The sequence below is a fragment of the Cupriavidus sp. DF5525 genome, assembly GCF_040149425.2.
Lineage (GTDB): Bacteria > Pseudomonadota > Gammaproteobacteria > Burkholderiales > Burkholderiaceae > Cupriavidus > Cupriavidus pickettii_A.
In genome coordinates this window covers 1551181-1570899 of record NZ_CP168265.1, presented here as the reverse complement: position 1 = coordinate 1570899, position 19719 = coordinate 1551181, and the positions used below count along the sequence as shown (strand labels likewise).

The window sequence follows — 19719 nt, the reverse complement described above, 5'->3', positions numbered from 1 at the left end:
AGGCCATGGCACCGGCGCACGGAAAGCTCCGCGCAAACGGAAAACGGGGATTATCGCACGGTTTTCATTCGCTTCCGGCAGTTTTTACCCGGAACGGGCATGGAACCGCACTGCCGGAGGGCTTGCCACTATCCCGCCTGCCCGTGCCGCAGCGCACGCAGCAGCAGGCGTGCCGGATCCACGGCATCGGCCAGGTCGGACTCCAGCGGCAGCGGCTCGCCCTCGATCTGGCTGGCCAGCAGTTCGCCGCCCAGCGCGGACCAGGTGAGGCCGCGCGACGCATAGGCAAGGGCCGCGTACAGTCCCGGCATGCGCGGCAGGTCGCGCAGGTGCGCGCCGCGCAGCGACGCGGCGTGTGCAACCGCGGCTGCCTCGTCGGGCACCTGGCCGATCAGCGGCAGCCGGTTGTGCGATACCGTACGCACGCCCACGTAGCCGGCAAGCGTTGCGGGATCGATGCCGGCCACCGCGTCCGCCTGCCGCGGCAGCAGCCCGGCCAGGCGCGCCAGGTTGGCGGCGTGGACTTCCGGGCGCTCCACCAGCGGGCCTTCGTCGGCATCGTAGCTGGAGCCGACGCGGCCGGTGCCGTCGGCGGCACGCGGCAGCAGGTAGCCGGCTCCGGTCACCACGCAGTCCGGCCAGCCGCCGATCGCATCGACCTGTGCCGGCGCTAGCGTGGTCAACTGGCCGCGCACGCGGCGAATGGTCCAGTGCTGCCGGGGCAGCAGTTGCTGCGCCTCGTGCGCACTGGCCAGCACGAGCACGGGTGCCGACGCCAGCACGCTGCCGTCTTCCGCCCTCGCCTGCCACTGCTCGCCGTCCCGCGCGATCGCGGCGACGCGGCAGCCGAAGCGCGCTGTTACCGCATTGCCCGCGCGTGCCAGCTGCGCGGCGCAGATGTCGGGCGGCGCCACCCAACCGCCGTCCGGGAACCACAACCCACCGCGCGGCACGCCCGCCCGGTGCGACGCGGCGGCCTCTTCGGCTCCCATCCAGCGCACGAACGACTCCGGCAGGCCCATCGCCGCCAGCGCGGCGCGCTGCGCCTCGCTGGCGGCTTCATCCTCGCCAATCTGCAGCACGCCGCAGCCATGCCAGCCGACCGGGTGCCCGGCCTCGGCCAGCGCCGCCCAGGCGCGCAGCGCGTATTGGTTGCCGGCGCGGGAGAGCCGCGACAGCAGGGTGTCGTCCGCGGACAGGTGCGCATGCATGGCCGCGGCGCGATGCGCCGAGGTCAGGCGCGCCGGCCCGCCGTGGGCATCGAACAAGGTCACGTGCCAGCCGCGTGCGGCCAGCCGCTCGGTCACGCCACAGCCGGCAAGCCCCGCACCGATCACGATGGCATGCCGCTGCGGCCATTGGCCCGCCAGCGGCGGCGCGTGGCGGCGCGCTTTCCATTGCGGACGGAACCGCGCCACCGTCATGTCGCGCTTGCCGCCGAAGCCCGGTGCCTTGCTGACCTCGAAACCCACTTCCCTGAGCCCGCGCCGCACGAAGCCGGCCGCCGTGTACGTGGCCAGCGATGCGCCGGGCCGCGCCAGCCGTGCCAGGCCGCGAAACACTGCCGGCGACCACATGTCGGCATTGCGCGCGGGCGAGAAGCCGTCCAGGTAGAAGGCATCGGCTCCTGCCACCAGCCGCGGCAGCATCTGCTCCACGTCGCCCAGCGCCAGCGTCAGCACCACCCGCCCGCCGTCGAAGGCCAGCCGGTGCAGCCCCGGCAGCGCCAACGGCCATTGCGCCTGCAGCGCCTGCGCCAGCGGCTGCAGCCCGTCGAGACCGGCGTGCAGCTGCGCCAGCCCCTCGCGGGTAAAGGGGTGTTTTTCGATCGAGATGAAATGCAGCGTGCCGCAGCGCTGCGCATCGTCGCGCCAGGCCTGCCAGGTCGCCAGGAAATTCAGCCCCTGGCCGAAGCCGGTCTCGACGATGACGAACTGGTGCTTGCCTGCCCACCCCTGCGGCAGCGCATTGCCGCCGAGGAAGACATGGGCGGCCTGCGCCAGCCCGCCTTCGGTACTGTGGTAGACGTCGTCGTAGCGGGGGGAATACGGGGTGCCTTCGGCAGACAGGATGGGCTCGGCGGGCTCGAGTGCGCGCGGCATGGGATACGGAAGCAAGATGCCCGAGCGGATTCGCCAGGGCGTGGGAGGGGCCGGACAACTACCTGGCGGCGGATGGTAGCATAGCGGCCTTCCCGCAGACCTCACCGCCCTGCGCCCTGATTTTGCGCTGTAATGGCGCCCCCGCTCCACCATGCTCAGCTACCGTCACGCCTTCCATGCCGGCAACCATGCCGATGTCCTCAAACACGCCGTCGTGGTGCAGCTGCTGGAGCACCTGACGCAGAAGGACAAGGCGTTCTGGTACATCGACACGCACGCCGGCGCCGGACTCTACGCGCTGGACCATGCCTATGCGCAGAAGAAGGCCGAGTTCGAAACCGGCATCTCACGCCTGTGGCAGGCCGAGGCCAGCGGCACCGTGCTGCCGCCGATGCTGGAGGAATACCTCGCGCAAGTCCGCGCGCTGAACCAGGACGGCAACCTGCGCCACTACCCCGGCTCGCCCTGGCTGGCCTGGCAGATGCTGCGCGAGCAGGACCGCCTGCGGCTGTTCGAGCTGCACAGCACCGAAATCCAGGTGCTGCGCGACAACTTCCGCGGTGCCGGCCGCCGCGTGATGCTGTATGACGGCGACGGCTTCGGCGGCATCAAGGCAATCCTGCCGCCGCCGCCGCGGCGCGCGCTGGTGCTGGTCGATCCTTCCTACGAAGACAAGCAGGACTACGCCCGCACGGTCCAGACCGTGCGCGACGGGCTGGAGCGCTTTGCCACCGGCGTCTACGCGGTCTGGTACCCGCAGGTGCAGCGGCGCGAATCGCTGCAGCTGCCGGTGCAGCTGAAGAGCCTGCCGCTCAAGAGCTGGCTGCATGTAGCGCTGACCGTCAGGCATCCGGTCGAGGGCGGCCTCGGCCTGCACGGCAGCGGCATGTTTATCGTCAACCCGCCGTGGCACCTGAAGGAATCGCTGCAGCAGGCCATGCCGGTGCTGGTCGATCTGCTCGGCCAGGACGGCGGCGCGAAGTTCACGCTGGAAGCCGAGGAGAGCTGAGGCGATCCTTGCCTACCGCGCCAGGGGGCCGCGCCGCGCCCGGCTGCGCGCCAGCCAGTCGAGCGCGCACCCGGCAGCCGCGCCGACACTGTCGGCCAGCAGGTCCAGCCAGTCCGCCTCGCGGTAGGCGGTCAGCCCCTGCAGCACCTCGATCAACCCGCCGTACGCCACCAGTGCCAGCAGCACAGCCAGGCCATGGCCGGCATAGGCGCGCCGTCCCAACACCGCCAGCACCACGAACGCCAGCATATGGTTGGTCTTGTCCCAGCCCGTGGTCGGCAGGGGCTGCGTTGGCGGCATCAGCGAGAGCACCAGCACGGCCGCCGCGCACGCCCAGAAGAGCAGGCGCCAGCGGAAAGCCGTCAGGTTCGGGACAAGGAGCGAAGGCATGGGCATGGGGTGGGCGCGGCGCCGCCATTGGTGACCCATCAATATATATCGCCCGCGTGCCTTCCCGGCAGGGCTGGATTCCCGGGGCGCCTTGCGCTACAATCCGCAGCCTCGTTGCGCTGCAGGCATGGGTCGACTCGACACCGGGCGCCGGCAGCGGCGGACAGATGAAAGGCGGGCAGTTCCAGCCGCCTTTTTTGCTTTCCTGTCCGGCGCGCGCCAACGAGCATCGCGGCCGCCCGCCCGGGCTGCGCCGCAAGGACCGCGAGGGTGGCGAAATTGGTAGACGCACCAGGTTTAGGTCCTGACGCCAGCAATGGTGTAGGGGTTCGAGTCCCCTCCCTCGCACCACCCGCCCTTTCTGTGGCGGACTGACCACATCCCGTATCGCCATCGACCTCTGCCTCACGGGGCGCAGATGCCGGCCATCCCAGCCGAAGCATCCCAATCCTTTCTCGCCGTTTTCGCCCGCGCTATCATTCAGTCGCACATATCGATATTCGATACGTTCGTATATTGGTGCAATATCCAGCCATCGTGGTGCAGCCGTCCCGGCGTTGGTGCCACACCTGGCCATGACCTCACCCCCGACTGCGGTCGGTTTCCCGCCGAACCATGCCATCCAAGCCTGGCCAACTGCCCTCGCCCGCCCCCGACCGCGACAACCCGTTGTTCAACCAGTCGCTGGAAAAAGGCCTCGAAGTCCTGCGCGCCTTCAACGGCGTCCATCGCACGCTGACGCTGGCGGAACTGGCCGCGCTTACCGGCATGAACAAGAGTTCGGCGCAGCGCACGGTCCATACGCTGGAGGCGCTGGGCTATGTCGACAAGCATCCGCAGACGCGCCGCTTCCGGCTGACGCCTCGGGTGATGGAGATCGGCTACAACTACCTGGCGGCCGACGCGCTGATCCCGGTGGCGAGTCCCTACCTCTCCCAGCTCGCCGCGGCCAGCGGCGAAACCGCCAACCTGACCGAGCCGGTAGGGCTGGACATGGTCTACGTGGCGCAGCTGATGACCGCCAAGCACATGCCGGTGCTGACGCCGGTGGGCATGCGCATCCCGATGTATTGCACCAGCTCGGGCCGGGCCTGGCTGAGTACGCTGCCGGACGGCCAGGTCATGGCGATGCTGGAACAGTCGGCGCGCGTGGCGCGCACCCCCGCGACGTTGACCGACGTAGACGCGATTTTCGAGCGGGTCGCGGCCTGCCGCCAGCTGGGCTATGCCTGCAACGAGGAGGAACTTTTTATCGGCGACATGGGTCTGGCCGCGCCCATCGTCAACAGCCAGGGCGTGGCCGTCGGCGCGGTGCACGTGTCGCCGCCGGCGAGCCGCTGGACCATGGCCGAGGCACAGAAAAAGCTGGCGCCGCTGGTGGTCGAATGCGCGTGGGCGATCTCGCGTTCCATTGCCCACTGAGACAAGCCGACGCGCCGGCAGCCTGCGCCGGGAGGAGTGGTAGAACACCCTAGTGTCAGCGGCTTTCGCGGACCGCTCCTGCGATCTATTCTGAAGATGGGGCGGCACTGCGAGCTTGCGCATGCTGCGCCAGTCCTGACCTCAGCCCCGATCGGAGGGCATATGAAATTTCCTGCTTTGCTGTTGGCAGCCACGATGACCGCTGGCTGGTCGTCGTTCGCACAAGCTGCCGGGTGCCAGTACGACATGCAGTGCAAAGGGGAGCGGATCTGCCAGCAAGGGCAGTGCGTTTTTCCCGACGCCGAAGAGACAGCGGAAGCCGGCGGGCCATCCCCGTTGCCGACGACCAAGCGAACGCCGGCGCCTCCGCCGCCGCGCGGATGCTGCACCGTGGCAGGAAAGCTGAAGCTCTCGCCGGCCGCGGCTTCGGACACCAGCCTGGTGATCGGCGACAACTGCCAGGGCATGACGAATTCAGGCAAGCCGGTGCCAGGCACGATCTGCAACTAGGCGCAGTGGGCTGGCCACGCCGGCCGCCGCCGCGTGCGGCCGGCGTGCTAGCGCGCGTGCGCGAGCATCGCCTGCAGCAGCACGTTGGCGCCGGCCTCGATATGCTCGGGCAGCGCGTCCTCCAGCTCGTTGTGGCTGATGCCGTCCGTGCATGGCACGAAGATCATGCCGGTCGGCGCGCGCCGGGCGACGTAGACCGCGTCGTGCCCGGCGCCACTGACCACTTCCATATGCGGCAGGCCGAGCGCCGCCGCCGCCCGCCGCACGCTGTCCACGCATTCCGGCGCGAATGCACACGGCTCGAACTTGACCACCTGGCGGATCCCGACCTCCACGCCGCCGGCCGCGGCGATGCCTTCGAACGCGGCATGCATGGCCACGTGCATGCGATCCAGTCCTGCCTGCAACAGGTTGCGGAAATCGACCGAGAACTCGACCCGACCCGGAATCACGTTGCGCGAGTTTGGCGCGACCTGCAGGTAGCCCACGGTGCCGCGCCCGTGCGGCGCCTCGTCGTGCGCGATCCGATTTACGGCGTCGACCATGCGCGCCGCGGCCAGCATCGCGTCGTGGCGCAGCGCCAGCGGCGTCGGGCCAGCGTGCGCGTCCATGCCAGTCACAATCACGTCGTACCATTGCTGCCCCAGCGCGCCTGAGACCACGCCGATCGGCAGGCCGGCGGCTTCCAGCACCGGCCCCTGCTCGATATGGGCCTCGAAGTAGGCCGCGAACATGCCGCCCGGCACCTCGCCCGCCGGCTGCGCGCCGCGATAGCCGATCGCTTCCAGCGCGCTGCCCACGCTCACGCCATCGAGATCAGTCTGCGCACGCGCGAACTCTGCATCGAACTCGCCCGCAAACACGCCCGAACCCATCATCACCGGCGTGAAGCGCGTGCCCTCCTCGTTGGTCCAGAACGCAACCTCCAGCGGCGCGCGCGTGGCGATGCCCAGGTCGTTGAGCGTGCGCATGACCTCCAGGCCTGCGAGCACGCCGAAGTTGCCGTCGAACTTGCCGCCCGAGGGCTGCGTGTCGATATGGCTGCCGGTGGCGACCGCGCGCCCGTGCGGGTCGGTGCCGGCGCGGCGCGCGAACACATTGCCAATCTCGTCGACGCGGACCTCGAGCCCCGCCTCGCGGCACCACTGCACGACCAGGTCGCGCCCCTTGCGGTCGGCGTCGGTCAGCGCGATGCGGCACACGCCGCCCTTGGGCGTGGCGCCGATGGCGGCGAGATCCATCAGCGATTGCCACAGGCGGGCGCCATTGATGCGGGGAAGGTGTAGCAGGTCCATGTCGGCTCGGTTGGGTCGGTTGCTCGGTTGGAGATGGGACCTCGTTCAGCAAGAAGCAGACCACCGGTTCCCGCTTCGATCCACACGTCCGATGTCATCGCAGTGGCACATGACTTGCTTTGCAGACATCCGTCCCTTCAAGCCAACCCAGGAGCAAGCCTGTGCACCACGATCAGTCCCCTCTCGCGAATGGCCTCAAGTCCGGTCACAAGTCCGGCCTCAAGTCCGCCGCCGTCATGAGTGCCGCTGCGCTGTCTCTGCTGGCGCTGCCCGGCGCCGCGCACGCCGACAAGGTGCTGCGCATCGGCATGACCGCGGCCGACATCCCGCGCACGCTCGGCCAGCCTGACCAGGGCTTCGAGGGCAACCGCTTCTCCGGCATCCCGATGTACGACGGCCTCACGCAGTGGGACCTGTCCAGGGGCAATGGGCCCAGCCTGCTGATCCCCGGGCTGGCCACCGAGTGGAAGGTCGACGCCGCCGACAAGACCAAGTGGGTGTTCAAGCTGCGCCCCGGCGTCAAGTTCCACGACGGCACGCCGTTCAACGCCGATGCCGTGGTGTGGAACGTCGGCAAGGTGCTGGACAAGAGCGCCAGACAGTTCGATCCCAGCCAGGTCGGCGTGACCGCCTCGCGCATGCCGACGCTGCGCACCGCGAAGAAGATCGACGACCTCACGGTCGAGCTGGTCACCTCCGAGCCGGATTCCTTCCTGCCCTACAACCTGACCAACCTGTTCATGGCTTCGCCCACGCAGTGGGAGAAGAAATTCGCCGCGGTGCCGGCCTCGGTCACCGATCCGGTCGAGCGCTCCAAGCAGGCGTGGGTGGCCTTTGCCGCCGACGCCGCCGGCACGGGTCCGTTCAGGATGAGCCGATTCGTGCCGCGCGAGCGCCTGGAAGTGGTGCGCAATGCGCAATACTGGGACGCGAAGCGCGTGCCGAAGATCGACAAGGTCGTGATGGTGCCGATGCCCGAGGCCAACGCCCGCACCGCCGCGCTGCTGTCGGGCCAGGTCGACTGGATCGAGGCACCGGCGCCTGATGCGATCGCCCAGATCAAGAGCCGCGGCTTCCAGGTCTACGCCAATGCGCAGCCGCATATGTGGCCGTGGCAGCTGTCGTTCACGCCCGGCTCGCCGTGGCTGGACAAGCGCGTGCGCCAGGCCGCCAACCTCTGCGTCAACCGCAGCGGGCTGAAGACGCTGCTGGGCGGCTACATGGCCGAGGCCAAGGGCATCGTCGAGTCCGGCAACCCGTGGTGGGGCAATCCCAAGTTCGACATCAAGTACGACCCGGCCGCCGCGCGCAAGCTGATGCAGGAGGCGGGCTACTCAGCCGGCAAGCCGGTCAAGGTCAAGGTACAGGTGTCGGCGTCGGGCTCCGGCCAGATGCAGCCGCTGCCGATGAACGAGTACGTGCAGCAGAACCTGAAGGAGTGCTTTATCGACGTCGACTTCGACGTGGTCGAGTGGAACACGCTCTTCACCAACTGGCGCGTCGGCGCCAAGGACGCCAGCGCGCACGGCGCCAATGCCATCAACGTCAGCTTCGCGGCGATGGATCCGTTCTTTGCCATGGTGCGCTTCGTCAGCACCAAGACGCAGCCGCCGGTCTCCAACAACTGGGGCTATTTCGGCAATGCCGAGTTCGACAAGCTGATCGAGAACGCGCGCACGTCCTTTGACGAGAAATCGCGCGACGCGGCGCTGGCCAGGCTGCATGCCCGCATCGTTGAGGAGTCGCCGTTCGTGCTGATCGCGCATGACGTCGGCCCGCGCGCGATCTCGAAGAAGGTCAAGGGCGTGGTGCAGCCGCAAAGCTGGTTTATCGATATCGCGACGATGTCGATGGACTGAGCGCGCAATTTCCCCGGACGCCGCGCGGCTGCCCTGTGCCGCCGCGCGGCCCGGCAATCCCGCCATGTCTGATCCGGCGTGACCGCGCGTTGCGCGCGCACGCCTCAACTTGCCGGACTCTCCCATGCAATACCTGTTCCGCCGCATCCTGTATGCCCTCCCGATCCTGCTCGGGGTGGCGCTGCTGTGCTTCTCGCTGGTCCATATCGCGCCGGGCGATCCGCTGGTGTCGGTGCTGCCGCCCGATGCCTCGGAAGAACTGCGCCGCCAGCTCTCCGCGCTCTACGGCTTCGACAAGCCCTTCCTTGAGCAATTCGTACACTGGCTCAGCCGTGCGCTGCAGGGAGACCTGGGCACTTCCATCGCCACCAGCCGGCCGGTCATGACAGAGGTTGGCGCCGCCGTGGTCAATTCGCTGCGGCTCGCGACCGTCGCCACGCTGATCGGCTTCAGCTTCGGCTGCCTGTTCGGCTTTGTCGCCGGCTACCTGCGCGATTCGGTGGCCGACCGCACCGCGTCGCTGCTGTCGGTGCTGGGCGTCAGCATCCCGCACTACTGGCTCGGCATGGTGCTGGTGATCGCGTTCTCGGTGTTGCTGGGCTGGCTGCCGGCGACCGGCGCCGGTCCGGGCGGCTCGGGCGACTGGGCGTGGGACTGGGAGCATATGCAGTACATGCTGCTGCCGGCGGTGACCATGTCGGTGATCCCGATGGGCATCGTCGCGCGCACGGTGCGTGCGCTGGTGGCGGAAATCCTCGCCAACGAGTTCATCGTCGGCCTGCGTGCGCGCGGCCTGTCTGATCTGGCCGTATTCCGCCACGTGGTGAAGAACGTGGCGCCGACCGCGCTGTCGGTGATGGGCCTGCAACTCGGCTACCTGCTGGGCGGCTCGATCCTGATCGAGACCGTGTTCTCCTGGCCCGGCACCGGCTTCCTGCTCAACGCCGCCATCTTCCAGCGCGATTTCCCGCTGCTGCAGGGCACCATCCTCGTGCTGGCGGTGTTCTTCGTGCTGCTCAACCTGCTGGTCGACGCGCTCCAGACGCTGTTCGACCCGCGTATCCAGCGCAGCTAGCGCAAAGGACCCGCCATGGAAATGACGCTCGACAACTCGACCGCCGCGGCCGCGGTGCAGCGCTCGCCCGGTTACTGGGCCACGGTGGGCCGGCGCCTGCTGCGCAACAAGCTCGCCATGCTGGCCGCGCTGGTGCTCCTGGCGCTGGTGCTGATGGCGCTGTTCGCGCCGGTGCTGATACCGGCCGACCCCTATGCCTCGTCCATCCTCAAGCGACTGAAGCCGATCGGCACCGAGCACTTTCCGCTGGGCACCGACGAGCTGGGGCGCGACATGCTGTCGCGGCTGATGCTGGGCGCGCGCCTGTCGCTGTTCATGGGCATTACGCCGGTGCTGCTGGCCATTGTCATCGGCAGCGCGCTGGGCATCGTTGCCGGCTATGCCGGCGGCTGGACCAATACCGTGATCATGCGGCTCACCGACATCCTGTACGCGTTCCCGTCGGTGCTGCTGGCGATCGCGCTGTCGGGCACGCTGGGCGCCGGCGTGGGCAACGCGCTGCTGTCGCTGACCATCGTCTTTATCCCGCAGATCGTGCGCGTGGCCGAAAGCGTCACAACCCAGGTGCGCAACCGCGAGTTCGTCGATGCCGCGCGCGCCTCGGGCGCCTCGTCGCTGACCATCGTGCGCGCGCATGTGCTCAACAACGTGCTCGGGCCGATCTTTGTCTACGCCACCAGCCTGATCTCGGTGTCGATGATCCTGGCCTCGGGCCTGTCCTTCCTCGGCCTCGGCGTCAAGCCGCCCGAGCCGGAGTGGGGCCTGATGCTCAATACGCTGCGCACGGCGATCTACACCCAGCCCTGGGTCGCCGCCCTGCCCGGCGCAATGATCTTCCTGACCTCGGTCTCGTTCAACCTGCTGGCCGACGGCATCCGCTCGGCCATGGAAATCAAGGACTGAACCATGCCAGCACTGATGCAGGCCCCTCCTCCCCCGGCCGGCCGCGACGTCGGCGGCCCGGCCCAGCCACTGGTGATCGCCCACCAGCTGGTCAAGCACTTCCCGATCAAGTCCGGCGTGCCGGGGCTGCGCAAGCGCGCCGCGTCGGTACGCGCCGTCGACGGCGTCAGCTTCGACGTGCTCAAGGGCGAGACCCTTGGCGTAGTCGGCGAGTCCGGCTGCGGCAAGTCCACCACCGCGCGCTTGCTGATGCAGCTCACCGGGCAGGACAGCGGCGAACTGATCTTCGACGCGCAGGGCGTGGGCTCGGCGCAGTTGCCGCTGAAGCAGTTCCGCAGCCAGGTGCAGATGGTGTTCCAGGACAGCTATTCGTCGCTGAACCCGCGCCTGACCATCGAGGAATCGATTGCCTTCACCCCGCGCGTGCATGGCGTGCCGGCGCGCGAGGCCACCGAGCGCGCGCGCTACCTGCTGCAGCGCGTCGGGCTGGAGCCGGCGCGCTTTGCCGGGCGCTATCCGCACGAGCTGTCGGGCGGGCAGCGCCAGCGCGTCAATATCGCCCGCGCGCTGGCGCTGCGCCCGCGGCTGGTGATCCTGGATGAGGCGGTGTCGGCGCTCGACAAGTCGGTGGAAGCGCAGGTGCTGAACCTGCTGCTCGACCTGAAGGCGGAGTTCGACCTGACCTATGTCTTTATCAGCCACGACCTCAATGTGATCCGCTACCTGTGCGACCGGGTGATGGTGATGTACCTGGGCAAGGTGGTGGAGATCGGCGATACCGAGACCATCTACCGCCGCCCGGCGCATCCGTACACGCGCGCGTTGCTGGCTTCCATGCCGTCGATGGACCCGGATCGCCGCACCGAGGTGGCGCCGCTGGCGGGCGACCCGCCCAACCCGATCAACCCGCCGTCCGGCTGCAGCTTCCACCCGCGCTGCGCCATGGCGCAGGACGTCTGCGCGCGGCGCGAGCCGCAGCTGACCGACGTGGTCGCCGGACATACGGTGTCCTGCCTGCTGGCCACCGCGCCCTGAGGAGCCCTCATGTCCGCAACCCCGCAAAACAACCCGCCAGGCGCGCCGATGATCTCGGTCCGCGACCTGCGCGTCACCTTCTCCGGCGGCGGCAAGACCATCCGTGCCGTCAACGGCGTCTCGCTCGACGTCGGCGCCGGCGAGGCGGTGGCCCTGATCGGCGAATCCGGCTCGGGCAAGAGCGTCACGCTGCGCGCGCTGATGCGCCTGCACCCGCCGCGCCGCACGCGCGTGGAAGGCCAGGTCCGTGTCGACGGCGCCGACGTCACGTCGCTGGACAAGCACGCGCTGTCGCGCCTGCGCGGAGGCACCATGGCGATGGTGTTCCAGGAGCCGCTGCTGGCGCTGGACCCCGTCTACACCGTCGGCCAGCAGATCGTCGAGTGCATCCGCACCCACGACAAGGTCTCAGCCGCCGAGGCGCGCGAGCGCGCACTGAAGGCGCTCGAGTCCGTGCGCATCCCCAGCCCGGAACGGCGCCTGGCCACCTATCCGCACGAGATGTCGGGCGGCATGCGCCAGCGCGCGATGATCGCGCTGGCGCTGTCGGCGCGCCCCAAGATCCTGCTGGCCGACGAGCCCACCACCGCGCTCGACGCCACCGTGCAGATCCAGGTGCTGATCCTCCTGCGCGAACTGCAGCGCGAGCTGGGCCTGTCCATCGTCTTCGTCACCCACGATATCGGCGCCGCGGTGGAGATCGCCGACCGTGTCGCCGTGATGTACGGCGGGCGCATCGTCGAGGAAGGTCCGATCCGCTCCATCATGCGCGAGGCACGCCACCCGTACACCATCGCGCTGCTGCAAAGCCGCCAGCATGGCATGGAGCGCGGCCAGCGGTTGCAGACCATCGGCGGCGCCCCGCCCGACCTTGCCTCGCTGCCGCCCGGCTGCACCTTCGCGCCGCGCTGCGCGCATGCGCGGCCGGCATGCCTGGCCGAGGTGCCGCAACCGGTCATAGTCGGCTACGGCCATCGCGTGAGCTGCGTGCTGGCCACTGAGCCGGCGGTCGCCACGGCGGCATAAGCCTGCTGAACACCAACGTTTCCAGGATTCATCCATGACGCTTGCCACCCATCCCGCCCGCGCCTTCATGCCCTACCCCGGCGCCGCCGTCCCGCACGCCGCCAGCGGCCCGTTGCAGGGCCTGACCTTCGCCGTCAAGGACCTGTTCGACGTGGCCGGTTACCCGACCGGCGGCGGCAACCCGCACGTGCTGGCGCGCTCAGGCATCAAGACCACCACGGCGCCGGCCGTGCGGCGGCTGCTGGACGCCGGCGCCGCCTTCGTCGGCAAGACCCACACCGACGAGCTGGCCTTCTCGATGAACGGCCAGAACGCCCACTACGGCCGCCCGGTCAACGGCGCGGCGCCGGATCGCATCACCGGCGGCTCGTCGTCGGGCTCGGCCGCGGCCGTGTCCAACGGGCTGTGCGACTTTGCGCTAGGCTCCGACACCGGCGGCTCGGTGCGCGCACCGGCCAGCCACTGCGGCCTGTTCGGCATCCGGCCCACGCACGGGCGCATTTCGCTGGAGCGCTGCCTGCCGCTGTCCGAAAGCCTGGATACCTGCGGCTTCTTCGCGGGCGACATCGGCACCTTCGCGCGCGTGGCCAACGTGATGTTCGGCGCCGACCCGGCACCGCTGCCAACCACGCCGCGCTTGCTGATTGCGACCGACCTCTTCACCCAGCCGACGCCCGAGGCGCGCGAGGCGCTGGAGCCGGCCATCGCAAGGATCGAGGCCGCGCTCGGCAAGGCGTCGCCGGTGACGGCAGCCGACCGGCCGCTGTCCGAACTGTGGTGGGCATTCCGCTACGTGCAGGGATGGGAGGCGTGGCAGAGCGACGGCGCACTGATCGAGCAATATGGACTGGAGCTTGGCGCCGACGTCGCGGCGCGCTTCGCCTTCTCCAAGGCCGTCACGCGCACGCAACTGGAAGAAGCCAGCGCCGTGCGCCGCGACTTCACTGCGTACCTGGGCCGGCTGCTGGGCCAGGACGGCGTGCTGGTGCTGCCGACCATGCCTGATATCGCCCCGCTGCGCGCCGAGCCGATCGAGTCGCTGGAGACCTACCGCAACCTCGCCGCCCACACGCTGTGCCTGACGCCGCTGACCGGCTTCCCGCAACTGAGCCTGCCGCTGGCGGGCCGCGACGGCGCCCCGCTCGGCATCTCGCTACTCGGGCCCGCCGGCAGCGACCGCAGCCTGGTCGCGCTGGCCGAGGCTATCATGGCGAAACAGGCGTGAGTCAAACAAGGACGGAATATGGCCCGCATCGGCATCACCGCTGGCGGCTACAACTTTGTCGCCGAGACCAACCCCGACGCCCCAAAGACCGTCGAAGCCTTCCTCAAACTCCTGCCCTACCGCGAAAAGCTGATCCACGTGCGCTGGAGCGGAGAAGCCTGCTGGATCCCGTTGGGTGAGTTCCGGCTCGGCGTGGATTTCGAGAACCACACCAGCCATCCGTCCGTCGGCGACATCTTGTTCTACCCGGGCGGCTACAGCGAGACCGAGATCATCCTGGCCTACGGCAGCTGCTGCTTTGCCAGCAAGATGGGACAACTGGCCGGCAACCATTTCCTGACCGTGGTCGAGGGCAAGGAAAACCTGCGGGCGCTGGGAACGAAGGTGCTGTGGGAAGGCGCGCAGGATATCGAATTCGCGCTCGCGTGACGCTGACGTCTCGCAGCGGCGGATAAGCCGCTGAGCCAGGCCCACCCGCGTCAGGGGGGCCGCCGCTGGCCCGTGCCGCCAGCCCGTGCGGCGCTCCTACAATGCCCTCAACGCATCGGCGCGGCCCCGCCGCGCCGGCTGCCCCTGAGGAACCCAGCATGCCCCACGCCGGAGCGCGCCCCGCAGCGACATCCCCCGCACCTCCCGCCCATTCCGACAGCGTCGTTTCTACCGTCGCCCCGACCCGGCTCGTGCCACCGCGCGGCGCCCGCCCGCTGATGCCGCGCGAGGCGCTGCTGGCGCGCCTGACCGAAGCGCGCCGCCAGCGCTGCGTGGTGATCCAGGGTCCCGCCGGCTGCGCCAAGACAAGCACGCTGGTGGCGTGGCGGCAGGCATTGCTGAAGCTCGATTTCGACGTGGCATGGCTGTCGCTGGAGGCGGAGGACAACAACCTGGCAGCGTTCTTCAACGGACTGGTGGCCAGCCTCGCGACCGTGGATGCGGCCATCGTGCGCGATGCCTGGCTGCTGATGGGGCGCGATGGCAACCAGTCCGCGGCGGAGCACTGGGTAATCACACTGGTACGCGCCATTGCCGCCCGTAAGCGCGAATTGGTGCTGATGCTGGACGACGTCCACCACCTGGACGATCCCGGCGCGCTGCTGGCGCTGCGCTGGCTGATCGACTATGCGCCGCCGCAGCTCCATGTGGTGCTGGCATCGCGCACCGCGCCGCCGCTGTCGCTGGCGCGGCTGCGCTCGCAAGGGCTGCTGTCCACTTTCGGGCTGGCCGACCTGCGTTTCTCGGCGCAGGAGTCGGCGCGCTTCCTGCAGGACCAGCTTGGCCGCATCGAGGCGCATGACGCCGGCCGCCTGCATGAACTGACCGACGGCTGGGCTGCGGGGCTGCAGCTCTTTGCCATCGACCTGAAGGGCAAGCGCGGCGGCGCCTACCGCCCGGTCGAGGTGCGCGACGCGCAGGCCTTTGCGCACTACTTCGAGCGCGAAGTGCTGGTTCGGCTGGACGTGGGCGACCTGCACCTGCTGACCCGCATGGCGGTCTGCCACCGCTTCTGTGGCGCGCTGTGCGCGACGCTGCTGGGCCGGCCCGACGCGGCCGCGGAGATCAACGCCCGGCTGACGCACCTGGCGAGCGATGACCTCTTTATCGCGCAGGTCGGCAATGCCCGCCACGGCGAAACCTGGTACCGGCTTCACCCGCTGCTGCGCGAAGTGCTGCTCGGCCGCCTGGACAAGCTGCCGCACGATGAACTGGCGACAATACATGCGGCGGCCTGGCAGTGGTTCCGTGCACATGGCGATATCGACGAAGCCGTGCGGCACGCCGTGCTCGCAGGTGACGCCAACGCGGCCGCGGAACTGGTGCACGGCTGCGCGCACAGCCTGCTGGCGCGCGGCGAACTGAGCCAGCTTGCGGCGCTGATGCGGCAACTTCCCGCCGAGCAGGTTCGGGCCCGCTTCGGCCTGCTCCTGGTGCAGGCCCACCTGCAGATGTACGCGGGCGACGTCGACGGCATGCATGACAGCCTGCAGCGGATGCAGGCCCAGCCCGAGCGCCTGGGTCCGCGCGAGCGCTACGCCATGGCGCTGCTGCGCGGCAGCATCGCTCTGCAGCGCGACGATTCCGACGGCGTGGCCATGCTGCTGCCCGAACTGCAGCGCATACCCGCCGGCGCCGACGACTTTACCCTGACCGGGCGCGGCAACATCCTGTCGTGGATGCACATCTTCCGCGGCGAATACGAGCTGGCCCGGCGCGTGATCGAAGACGGCGCCCCCTGCGACGGCGCCCCGCGCGGCACGCTGCTCGGGCGTTGCATGGGCGGCATGACCCACGCCGTCGAAGGCAAGGTGCTGGTGGCCGAGCGCGTGTTTCAGGAAGTGCTGACCGAGGCCGACCAGCGCGGACCCGCGTATGCCGGCGTCGCCTGCATGGCGGCGGCGTTGCTCGGCGAGACCCTGTATGAGCTTGACGATGTCGGCACCGCGGCCAGCCTGCTGGAGGCGCGCATGGACGTGCTGGGGCGCATCTCCATCCCCGACACCGTGCTGCGGGCGCTGCTGGCACTGTCCGGCAGCCGCTGGCTCGCGGGCGACCGCGCCGGCGCGCTGGCCCTGCTGGATTGTCTGGAGCGCTGCGGACAGCGCCGCCGTGCTGACCGGCTGGTCGCAGCCGCGCTGTACCAGCGCTCGCGCCGCCTGCTGGAAGACGGCAATATCGATGGGGCCGACGGCGCCCTGCTGCGGCTCGAAGCGCTGGCCGCCCGGCATGCCGGCGCGGTGCGCAGCACCGCCTGGGAAGTGCGCGTCCACGCCGACCTGGCACGCATCGGCATGTGCCTGCACCACAACGACTTCGACGGGGCGCTGTCGCGGCTGGAACCGCTGGCGGCGCTGTCCGAGGCCGGCGGGCGCTGGTCGCGCGTGGCCAGCGTGCGCGTGCTGATGGCGCTCGCGCACCACGGCCGCCGCGACGCCGCCGCGGCCCGCCGCCAACTGGTCGACGCGCTGCGCATCGGCCACCGCCACGGCCTGGTACGCAGCCTGCTCGACGCCTCGCCCCAGGTGCCGGCGATGCTGGCCGCACTTGCCGGCGACGACACCCTCGACCCGGTGCTGGCGTTCTACGCGCAGCGGCTGGTCGACGCCGCCGGGCCGGCCGCACGCGTTATCGCCGAGGCCCAGCCAGAAGTAGCGGCCCGCCTCGCCAGCCTCAGCGAGCGCGAGCAGGAGGTGCTGGGGCTGCTCGCCCAGGCCATGCCCAACAAGAAGATCGCGCGTATTCTCAATGTGTCGCTCGACACGGTGAAGTGGCACCTGCGCAACGTCTACGCCAAGCTCGAAGTCGCCGGCCGGGACGAAGCGGTTGCCCGGCTGCGCGATGCCGGGGCAACGCGCCAGCCCGCGCCCGCGCCATGACTGCCCACCCTACACCACCGGTGTAGGGACTTCCCGCGCGCCCCGCGCCAAACTGGTTCCATCGAGGCAGCGACACCGCTGCCGTCCACCAGTCAATTCGGGAGCCATCGATGGAAATCATTCGCACCGTCTACCGCGAAGACCACGAGATGTTCAGGGAAACGGCGCGCCGCTTCTTCGAGCGTGAATGCCTGCCGCGCCAGGCGGCCTGGGACCAGGCCGGCGTGGTCGACCGCGAGACCTGGCGCAAGGCCGGCCGCGAGGGTCTGCTGTGCGTCACCGTGCCGGAGGAGTACGGCGGCGGAGGCGGCGATTTCGGCCACTCCGCCGTGCTGGCCGAGGAATACCACCGCTCCGGCATTTCCGGGCCGAGCTTCTCGGTGCACTCGGATATCACCGCGCCCTACATCGTGCGCCTGGGCACCGAGGAACAGAAGCGCAAGTGGCTGCCCGAGATCTGCCGTGGCGAGAAGATCCTGGCCATCGCCATGACCGAGCCCGGCAGCGGCTCCGACCTGAAGTCGATCCGTACCACCGCCGTGCGCGACGGCGACGAATTCGTCATCAACGGCAGCAAGACCTTTATCTCCAACGGCCTGAATGCCGACATGGTCGTGGTGGTCTGCAAGACCGATCCGTCCGCGGGCGCCAAGGGCGTGAGCCTGATCATGGTGGAAGCCGACCGCGCGGGCTTCCGCCGCGGACGCAAGCTGGAGAAAGTGGGCCAGCACGCCGCCGATACCGCCGAGCTCTTCTTCGACAACGTGCGCGTGCCGGTCGGCAACCTGATCGGCAACGAGAACGGCGGCTTCATCCATCTGATGGAAGAACTGCCGCAGGAGCGCCTGATCATCGCCGTCTACTGCGCCGCCAAGCTGGAGCGCCAGCTCGAGCTGACGCTGCAGTACGTGAAGGACCGCCGCGCCTTCAACCAGACCGTGTGGGACTTCCAGAACACCAAGTTCAAGCTGGCCGACGTCAAGGCGCAGGCGGTGGCGGTGCGCACCATGGTCGACTACTACATCGGCAAGCACATGACCTGCAAGCTGTCGTTGCAGGAGGCTGCCATCGCCAAGCTGTTCGCCACTGAGACCATGTGGAAGTGCATCGACGACATGGTGCAGCTGCACGGCGGCTACGGCTACATGCTCGAATACCCGATCGCGCGCGCCTTTGTCGACATGCGCGTGACCCGCATCTTCGGCGGCACCAGCGAAGTGCTGCGCGACCTGATCGCGCGCAAGCTCTGAACCCACCCTCCTTACCCCTCCTTCAGGAACCATCATGAGCGAGAAAGTCCTGGTTGCCGGCGTCGGCATGATCCCTTTCGCCAAGCCCGGCGCGAGCCTGAGCTACACCGAAATGGGCGCCGAAGCCACACGCCGCGCGCTGGCCGACGCCGGCATCGGTTACGAGCACGTGCAGCAGGCGTTTGCCGGCTACGTCTACGGCGATTCGACCTGCGGGCAGACCGCGCTGTATGAAGTCGGCATGACCGGCATCCCCATCATCAACGTCAACAACAACTGCTCGACCGGCTCGACCGCGCTCTACCTGGCGCGCAAGGCGATCGAGTGCGGCGATGCCGACTGCGTGCTGGCGCTGGGCTTCGAGCAGATGCAGGCCGGCGCGCTGAAGTCGCACTGGGATGACCGTCCCGTCACGCGCGCCCGCTTCCAACCGATCATGCACGGCCTGACCGCCGACATGGCACACCTGCCGCAGGCGCTGCGCACCTTCGGCGGCGCCGGCCGCGAGCACATGCAGCGCTACGGCACCAGCATGGAGACCTTTGCCGCGGTGCGCGCCAAGGCCAGCCGCCACGCCGCCAACAACCCGCTGGCGCTGTTCCGCAAGGTCGTCAGCACCGAAGACGTAATGAACGACGTCGAGCTGCTGCCGGGCGTGATGACGCGCCTGATGGCCTGCCCGCCGACCTGCGGCGGTGCCGCGGCGATCCTGGTGTCCGAGCGCTTCGCCAGCAAGCACGGGCTGCGCACCGACGTGCAGATCGTGGCGCAGGCGCTCACCACCGATCCGCCCGCCTCGTTCGACCCGCCCTCGATGCTGAACTATGTCGGCACGCACATGACGCGCGCCGCCGCCAACAAGGTCTACGAGCAGGCCGGCATCGGCCCCGAGGATATCGACGTGTGCGAACTGCACGACTGCTTCGCCCACAACGAAGTGATCTCCTACGAGGCCCTCGGCTTCTGCCCCGAAGGCGGCGCCGAGAAGTTCGTGAGGGACGGCGACAACACCTACGGTGGCAAGGTAGTGGTCAACCCGTCGGGCGGCCTGCTCTCCAAGGGCCATCCGCTGGGCGCTACCGGACTGGCGCAGTGCTACGAGCTCACCCATCAGCTGCGCGGCACCGCCGAGCAGCGCCAGGTGCCGGACGTGAAGCTGGCCCTGCAGCACAACCTCGGCCTGGGCGGCGCCTGCGTGGTGACGCTGTACGGCAAGAACTGACCAGAAAAAAACGACGAGGCACGCCGCG

At 69.1% G+C, this 19719-nt stretch carries 16 protein-coding genes and 1 tRNA gene; 14 read left to right on the top strand and 3 right to left on the bottom strand.

Annotated elements, in window-relative coordinates; translation table 11 throughout:
• Positions 1-128 precede the first annotated feature (128 nt).
• Entirely contained in the window at positions 129-2102 is a 1974-nt protein-coding gene (gene mnmC, locus ABNX08_RS07450) for a bifunctional tRNA (5-methylaminomethyl-2-thiouridine)(34)-methyltransferase MnmD/FAD-dependent 5-carboxymethylaminomethyl-2-thiouridine(34) oxidoreductase MnmC (protein ID WP_349604618.1), read from the bottom strand.
• Between the two features lie 151 nt (positions 2103-2253).
• Here mnmC and ABNX08_RS07445 point away from each other — a divergent pair, with 151 nt between their 5' ends.
• Complete coding sequence (locus ABNX08_RS07445) at positions 2254-3111, top strand: 23S rRNA (adenine(2030)-N(6))-methyltransferase RlmJ (RefSeq protein WP_022534549.1); 858 nt, start codon at positions 2254-2256, stop codon at positions 3109-3111.
• A 12-nt stretch (positions 3112-3123) separates the two neighbouring features.
• On the opposite strand, the gene ABNX08_RS07440 is transcribed toward ABNX08_RS07445, so the two are convergent.
• Positions 3124-3501 carry a VanZ family protein gene (locus ABNX08_RS07440; RefSeq protein ID WP_041681339.1) on the bottom strand — a complete coding sequence of 126 codons (378 nt, stop codon included), beginning with the start codon at positions 3499-3501 and terminating at the stop codon, positions 3124-3126.
• Between the two features lie 264 nt (positions 3502-3765).
• Here ABNX08_RS07440 and ABNX08_RS07435 point away from each other — a divergent pair.
• From ABNX08_RS07435 to ABNX08_RS07425, 3 genes are all read left to right on the top strand, one after another.
• Positions 3766-3852: transfer RNA gene (locus ABNX08_RS07435), tRNA-Leu, on the top strand.
• A gap of 264 nt (positions 3853-4116) precedes the next feature.
• A complete protein-coding gene (locus tag ABNX08_RS07430; protein WP_349604621.1) occupies positions 4117-4923 on the top strand; it encodes an IclR family transcriptional regulator in 807 nt (268 codons plus the stop codon).
• 162 nt (positions 4924-5085) lie between these two features.
• The gene (locus ABNX08_RS07425; RefSeq protein ID WP_022534546.1) at positions 5086-5433 is read left to right on the top strand and encodes a hypothetical protein; all 348 of its coding nucleotides are present in this window, start codon (positions 5086-5088) and stop codon (positions 5431-5433) included.
• 47 nt (positions 5434-5480) lie between these two features.
• Here the strand turns inward: ABNX08_RS07425 and ABNX08_RS07420 are convergent, their stop codons facing one another.
• Complete coding sequence (locus ABNX08_RS07420) at positions 5481-6728, bottom strand: Zn-dependent hydrolase (RefSeq protein WP_349604623.1); 1248 nt, start codon at positions 6726-6728, stop codon at positions 5481-5483.
• Between the two features lie 236 nt (positions 6729-6964).
• Here ABNX08_RS07420 and ABNX08_RS07415 point away from each other — a divergent pair, with 236 nt between their 5' ends.
• From ABNX08_RS07415 to ABNX08_RS07370, 10 genes are all read left to right on the top strand, one after another.
• Positions 6965-8587 (top strand): ABC transporter substrate-binding protein, encoded by a 1623-nt coding sequence (locus ABNX08_RS07415; RefSeq protein ID WP_349604719.1) that lies wholly within the window; start codon positions 6965-6967, stop codon positions 8585-8587.
• A gap of 124 nt (positions 8588-8711) precedes the next feature.
• Entirely contained in the window at positions 8712-9662 is a 951-nt protein-coding gene (locus ABNX08_RS07410) for an ABC transporter permease (protein ID WP_022534543.1), read from the top strand.
• A gap of 15 nt (positions 9663-9677) precedes the next feature.
• Positions 9678-10565 (top strand): ABC transporter permease, encoded by an 888-nt coding sequence (locus tag ABNX08_RS07405; protein ID WP_349604625.1) that lies wholly within the window; start codon positions 9678-9680, stop codon positions 10563-10565.
• 3 nt (positions 10566-10568) lie between these two features.
• On the top strand, positions 10569-11600 hold the full coding sequence (locus tag ABNX08_RS07400) for an ABC transporter ATP-binding protein (protein ID WP_349604627.1): 1032 nt from the start codon (positions 10569-10571) through the stop codon (positions 11598-11600).
• Between the two features lie 9 nt (positions 11601-11609).
• On the top strand, positions 11610-12626 hold the full coding sequence (locus ABNX08_RS07395) for an ABC transporter ATP-binding protein (RefSeq protein WP_349604629.1): 1017 nt from the start codon (positions 11610-11612) through the stop codon (positions 12624-12626).
• 34 nt (positions 12627-12660) lie between these two features.
• Positions 12661-13851, top strand: coding sequence for an amidase (locus ABNX08_RS07390; protein ID WP_022534539.1), 1191 nt, complete (start codon positions 12661-12663; stop codon positions 13849-13851).
• A gap of 18 nt (positions 13852-13869) precedes the next feature.
• On the top strand, positions 13870-14280 hold the full coding sequence (locus tag ABNX08_RS07385; protein ID WP_349604631.1) for a DUF3830 family protein: 411 nt from the start codon (positions 13870-13872) through the stop codon (positions 14278-14280).
• Positions 14281-14438: 158 nt separating this feature from the next.
• On the top strand, positions 14439-17219 hold the full coding sequence (locus tag ABNX08_RS07380) for a LuxR C-terminal-related transcriptional regulator (protein ID WP_374063652.1): 2781 nt from the start codon (positions 14439-14441) through the stop codon (positions 17217-17219).
• Positions 17220-17329: 110 nt separating this feature from the next.
• Positions 17330-18469 (top strand): acyl-CoA dehydrogenase family protein, encoded by a 1140-nt coding sequence (locus ABNX08_RS07375; RefSeq protein WP_022534536.1) that lies wholly within the window; start codon positions 17330-17332, stop codon positions 18467-18469.
• A 34-nt stretch (positions 18470-18503) separates the two neighbouring features.
• Positions 18504-19691, top strand: a complete 1188-nt coding sequence (locus tag ABNX08_RS07370; RefSeq protein WP_022534535.1) for a lipid-transfer protein — start codon at positions 18504-18506, stop codon at positions 19689-19691.
• Positions 19692-19719: the final 28 nt, after the last annotated feature.

Coding starts and splice junctions, on each gene's coding strand:
- mnmC (WP_349604618.1), bottom strand. CDS start 2,102: ATGCCGCGCGCACTCGAGCCCGCCGAGCCCATCCTGTCTGCCGAAGGC.
- ABNX08_RS07445 (WP_022534549.1), top strand. CDS start 2,254: ATGCTCAGCTACCGTCACGCCTTCCATGCCGGCAACCATGCCGATGTC.
- ABNX08_RS07440 (WP_041681339.1), bottom strand. CDS start 3,501: ATGCCTTCGCTCCTTGTCCCGAACCTGACGGCTTTCCGCTGGCGCCTG.
- ABNX08_RS07430 (WP_349604621.1), top strand. CDS start 4,117: ATGCCATCCAAGCCTGGCCAACTGCCCTCGCCCGCCCCCGACCGCGAC.
- ABNX08_RS07425 (WP_022534546.1), top strand. CDS start 5,086: ATGAAATTTCCTGCTTTGCTGTTGGCAGCCACGATGACCGCTGGCTGG.
- ABNX08_RS07420 (WP_349604623.1), bottom strand. CDS start 6,728: ATGGACCTGCTACACCTTCCCCGCATCAATGGCGCCCGCCTGTGGCAA.
- ABNX08_RS07415 (WP_349604719.1), top strand. CDS start 6,965: ATGAGTGCCGCTGCGCTGTCTCTGCTGGCGCTGCCCGGCGCCGCGCAC.
- ABNX08_RS07410 (WP_022534543.1), top strand. CDS start 8,712: ATGCAATACCTGTTCCGCCGCATCCTGTATGCCCTCCCGATCCTGCTC.
- ABNX08_RS07405 (WP_349604625.1), top strand. CDS start 9,678: ATGGAAATGACGCTCGACAACTCGACCGCCGCGGCCGCGGTGCAGCGC.
- ABNX08_RS07400 (WP_349604627.1), top strand. CDS start 10,569: ATGCCAGCACTGATGCAGGCCCCTCCTCCCCCGGCCGGCCGCGACGTC.
- ABNX08_RS07395 (WP_349604629.1), top strand. CDS start 11,610: ATGTCCGCAACCCCGCAAAACAACCCGCCAGGCGCGCCGATGATCTCG.
- ABNX08_RS07390 (WP_022534539.1), top strand. CDS start 12,661: ATGACGCTTGCCACCCATCCCGCCCGCGCCTTCATGCCCTACCCCGGC.
- ABNX08_RS07385 (WP_349604631.1), top strand. CDS start 13,870: ATGGCCCGCATCGGCATCACCGCTGGCGGCTACAACTTTGTCGCCGAG.
- ABNX08_RS07380 (WP_374063652.1), top strand. CDS start 14,439: ATGCCCCACGCCGGAGCGCGCCCCGCAGCGACATCCCCCGCACCTCCC.
- ABNX08_RS07375 (WP_022534536.1), top strand. CDS start 17,330: ATGGAAATCATTCGCACCGTCTACCGCGAAGACCACGAGATGTTCAGG.
- ABNX08_RS07370 (WP_022534535.1), top strand. CDS start 18,504: ATGAGCGAGAAAGTCCTGGTTGCCGGCGTCGGCATGATCCCTTTCGCC.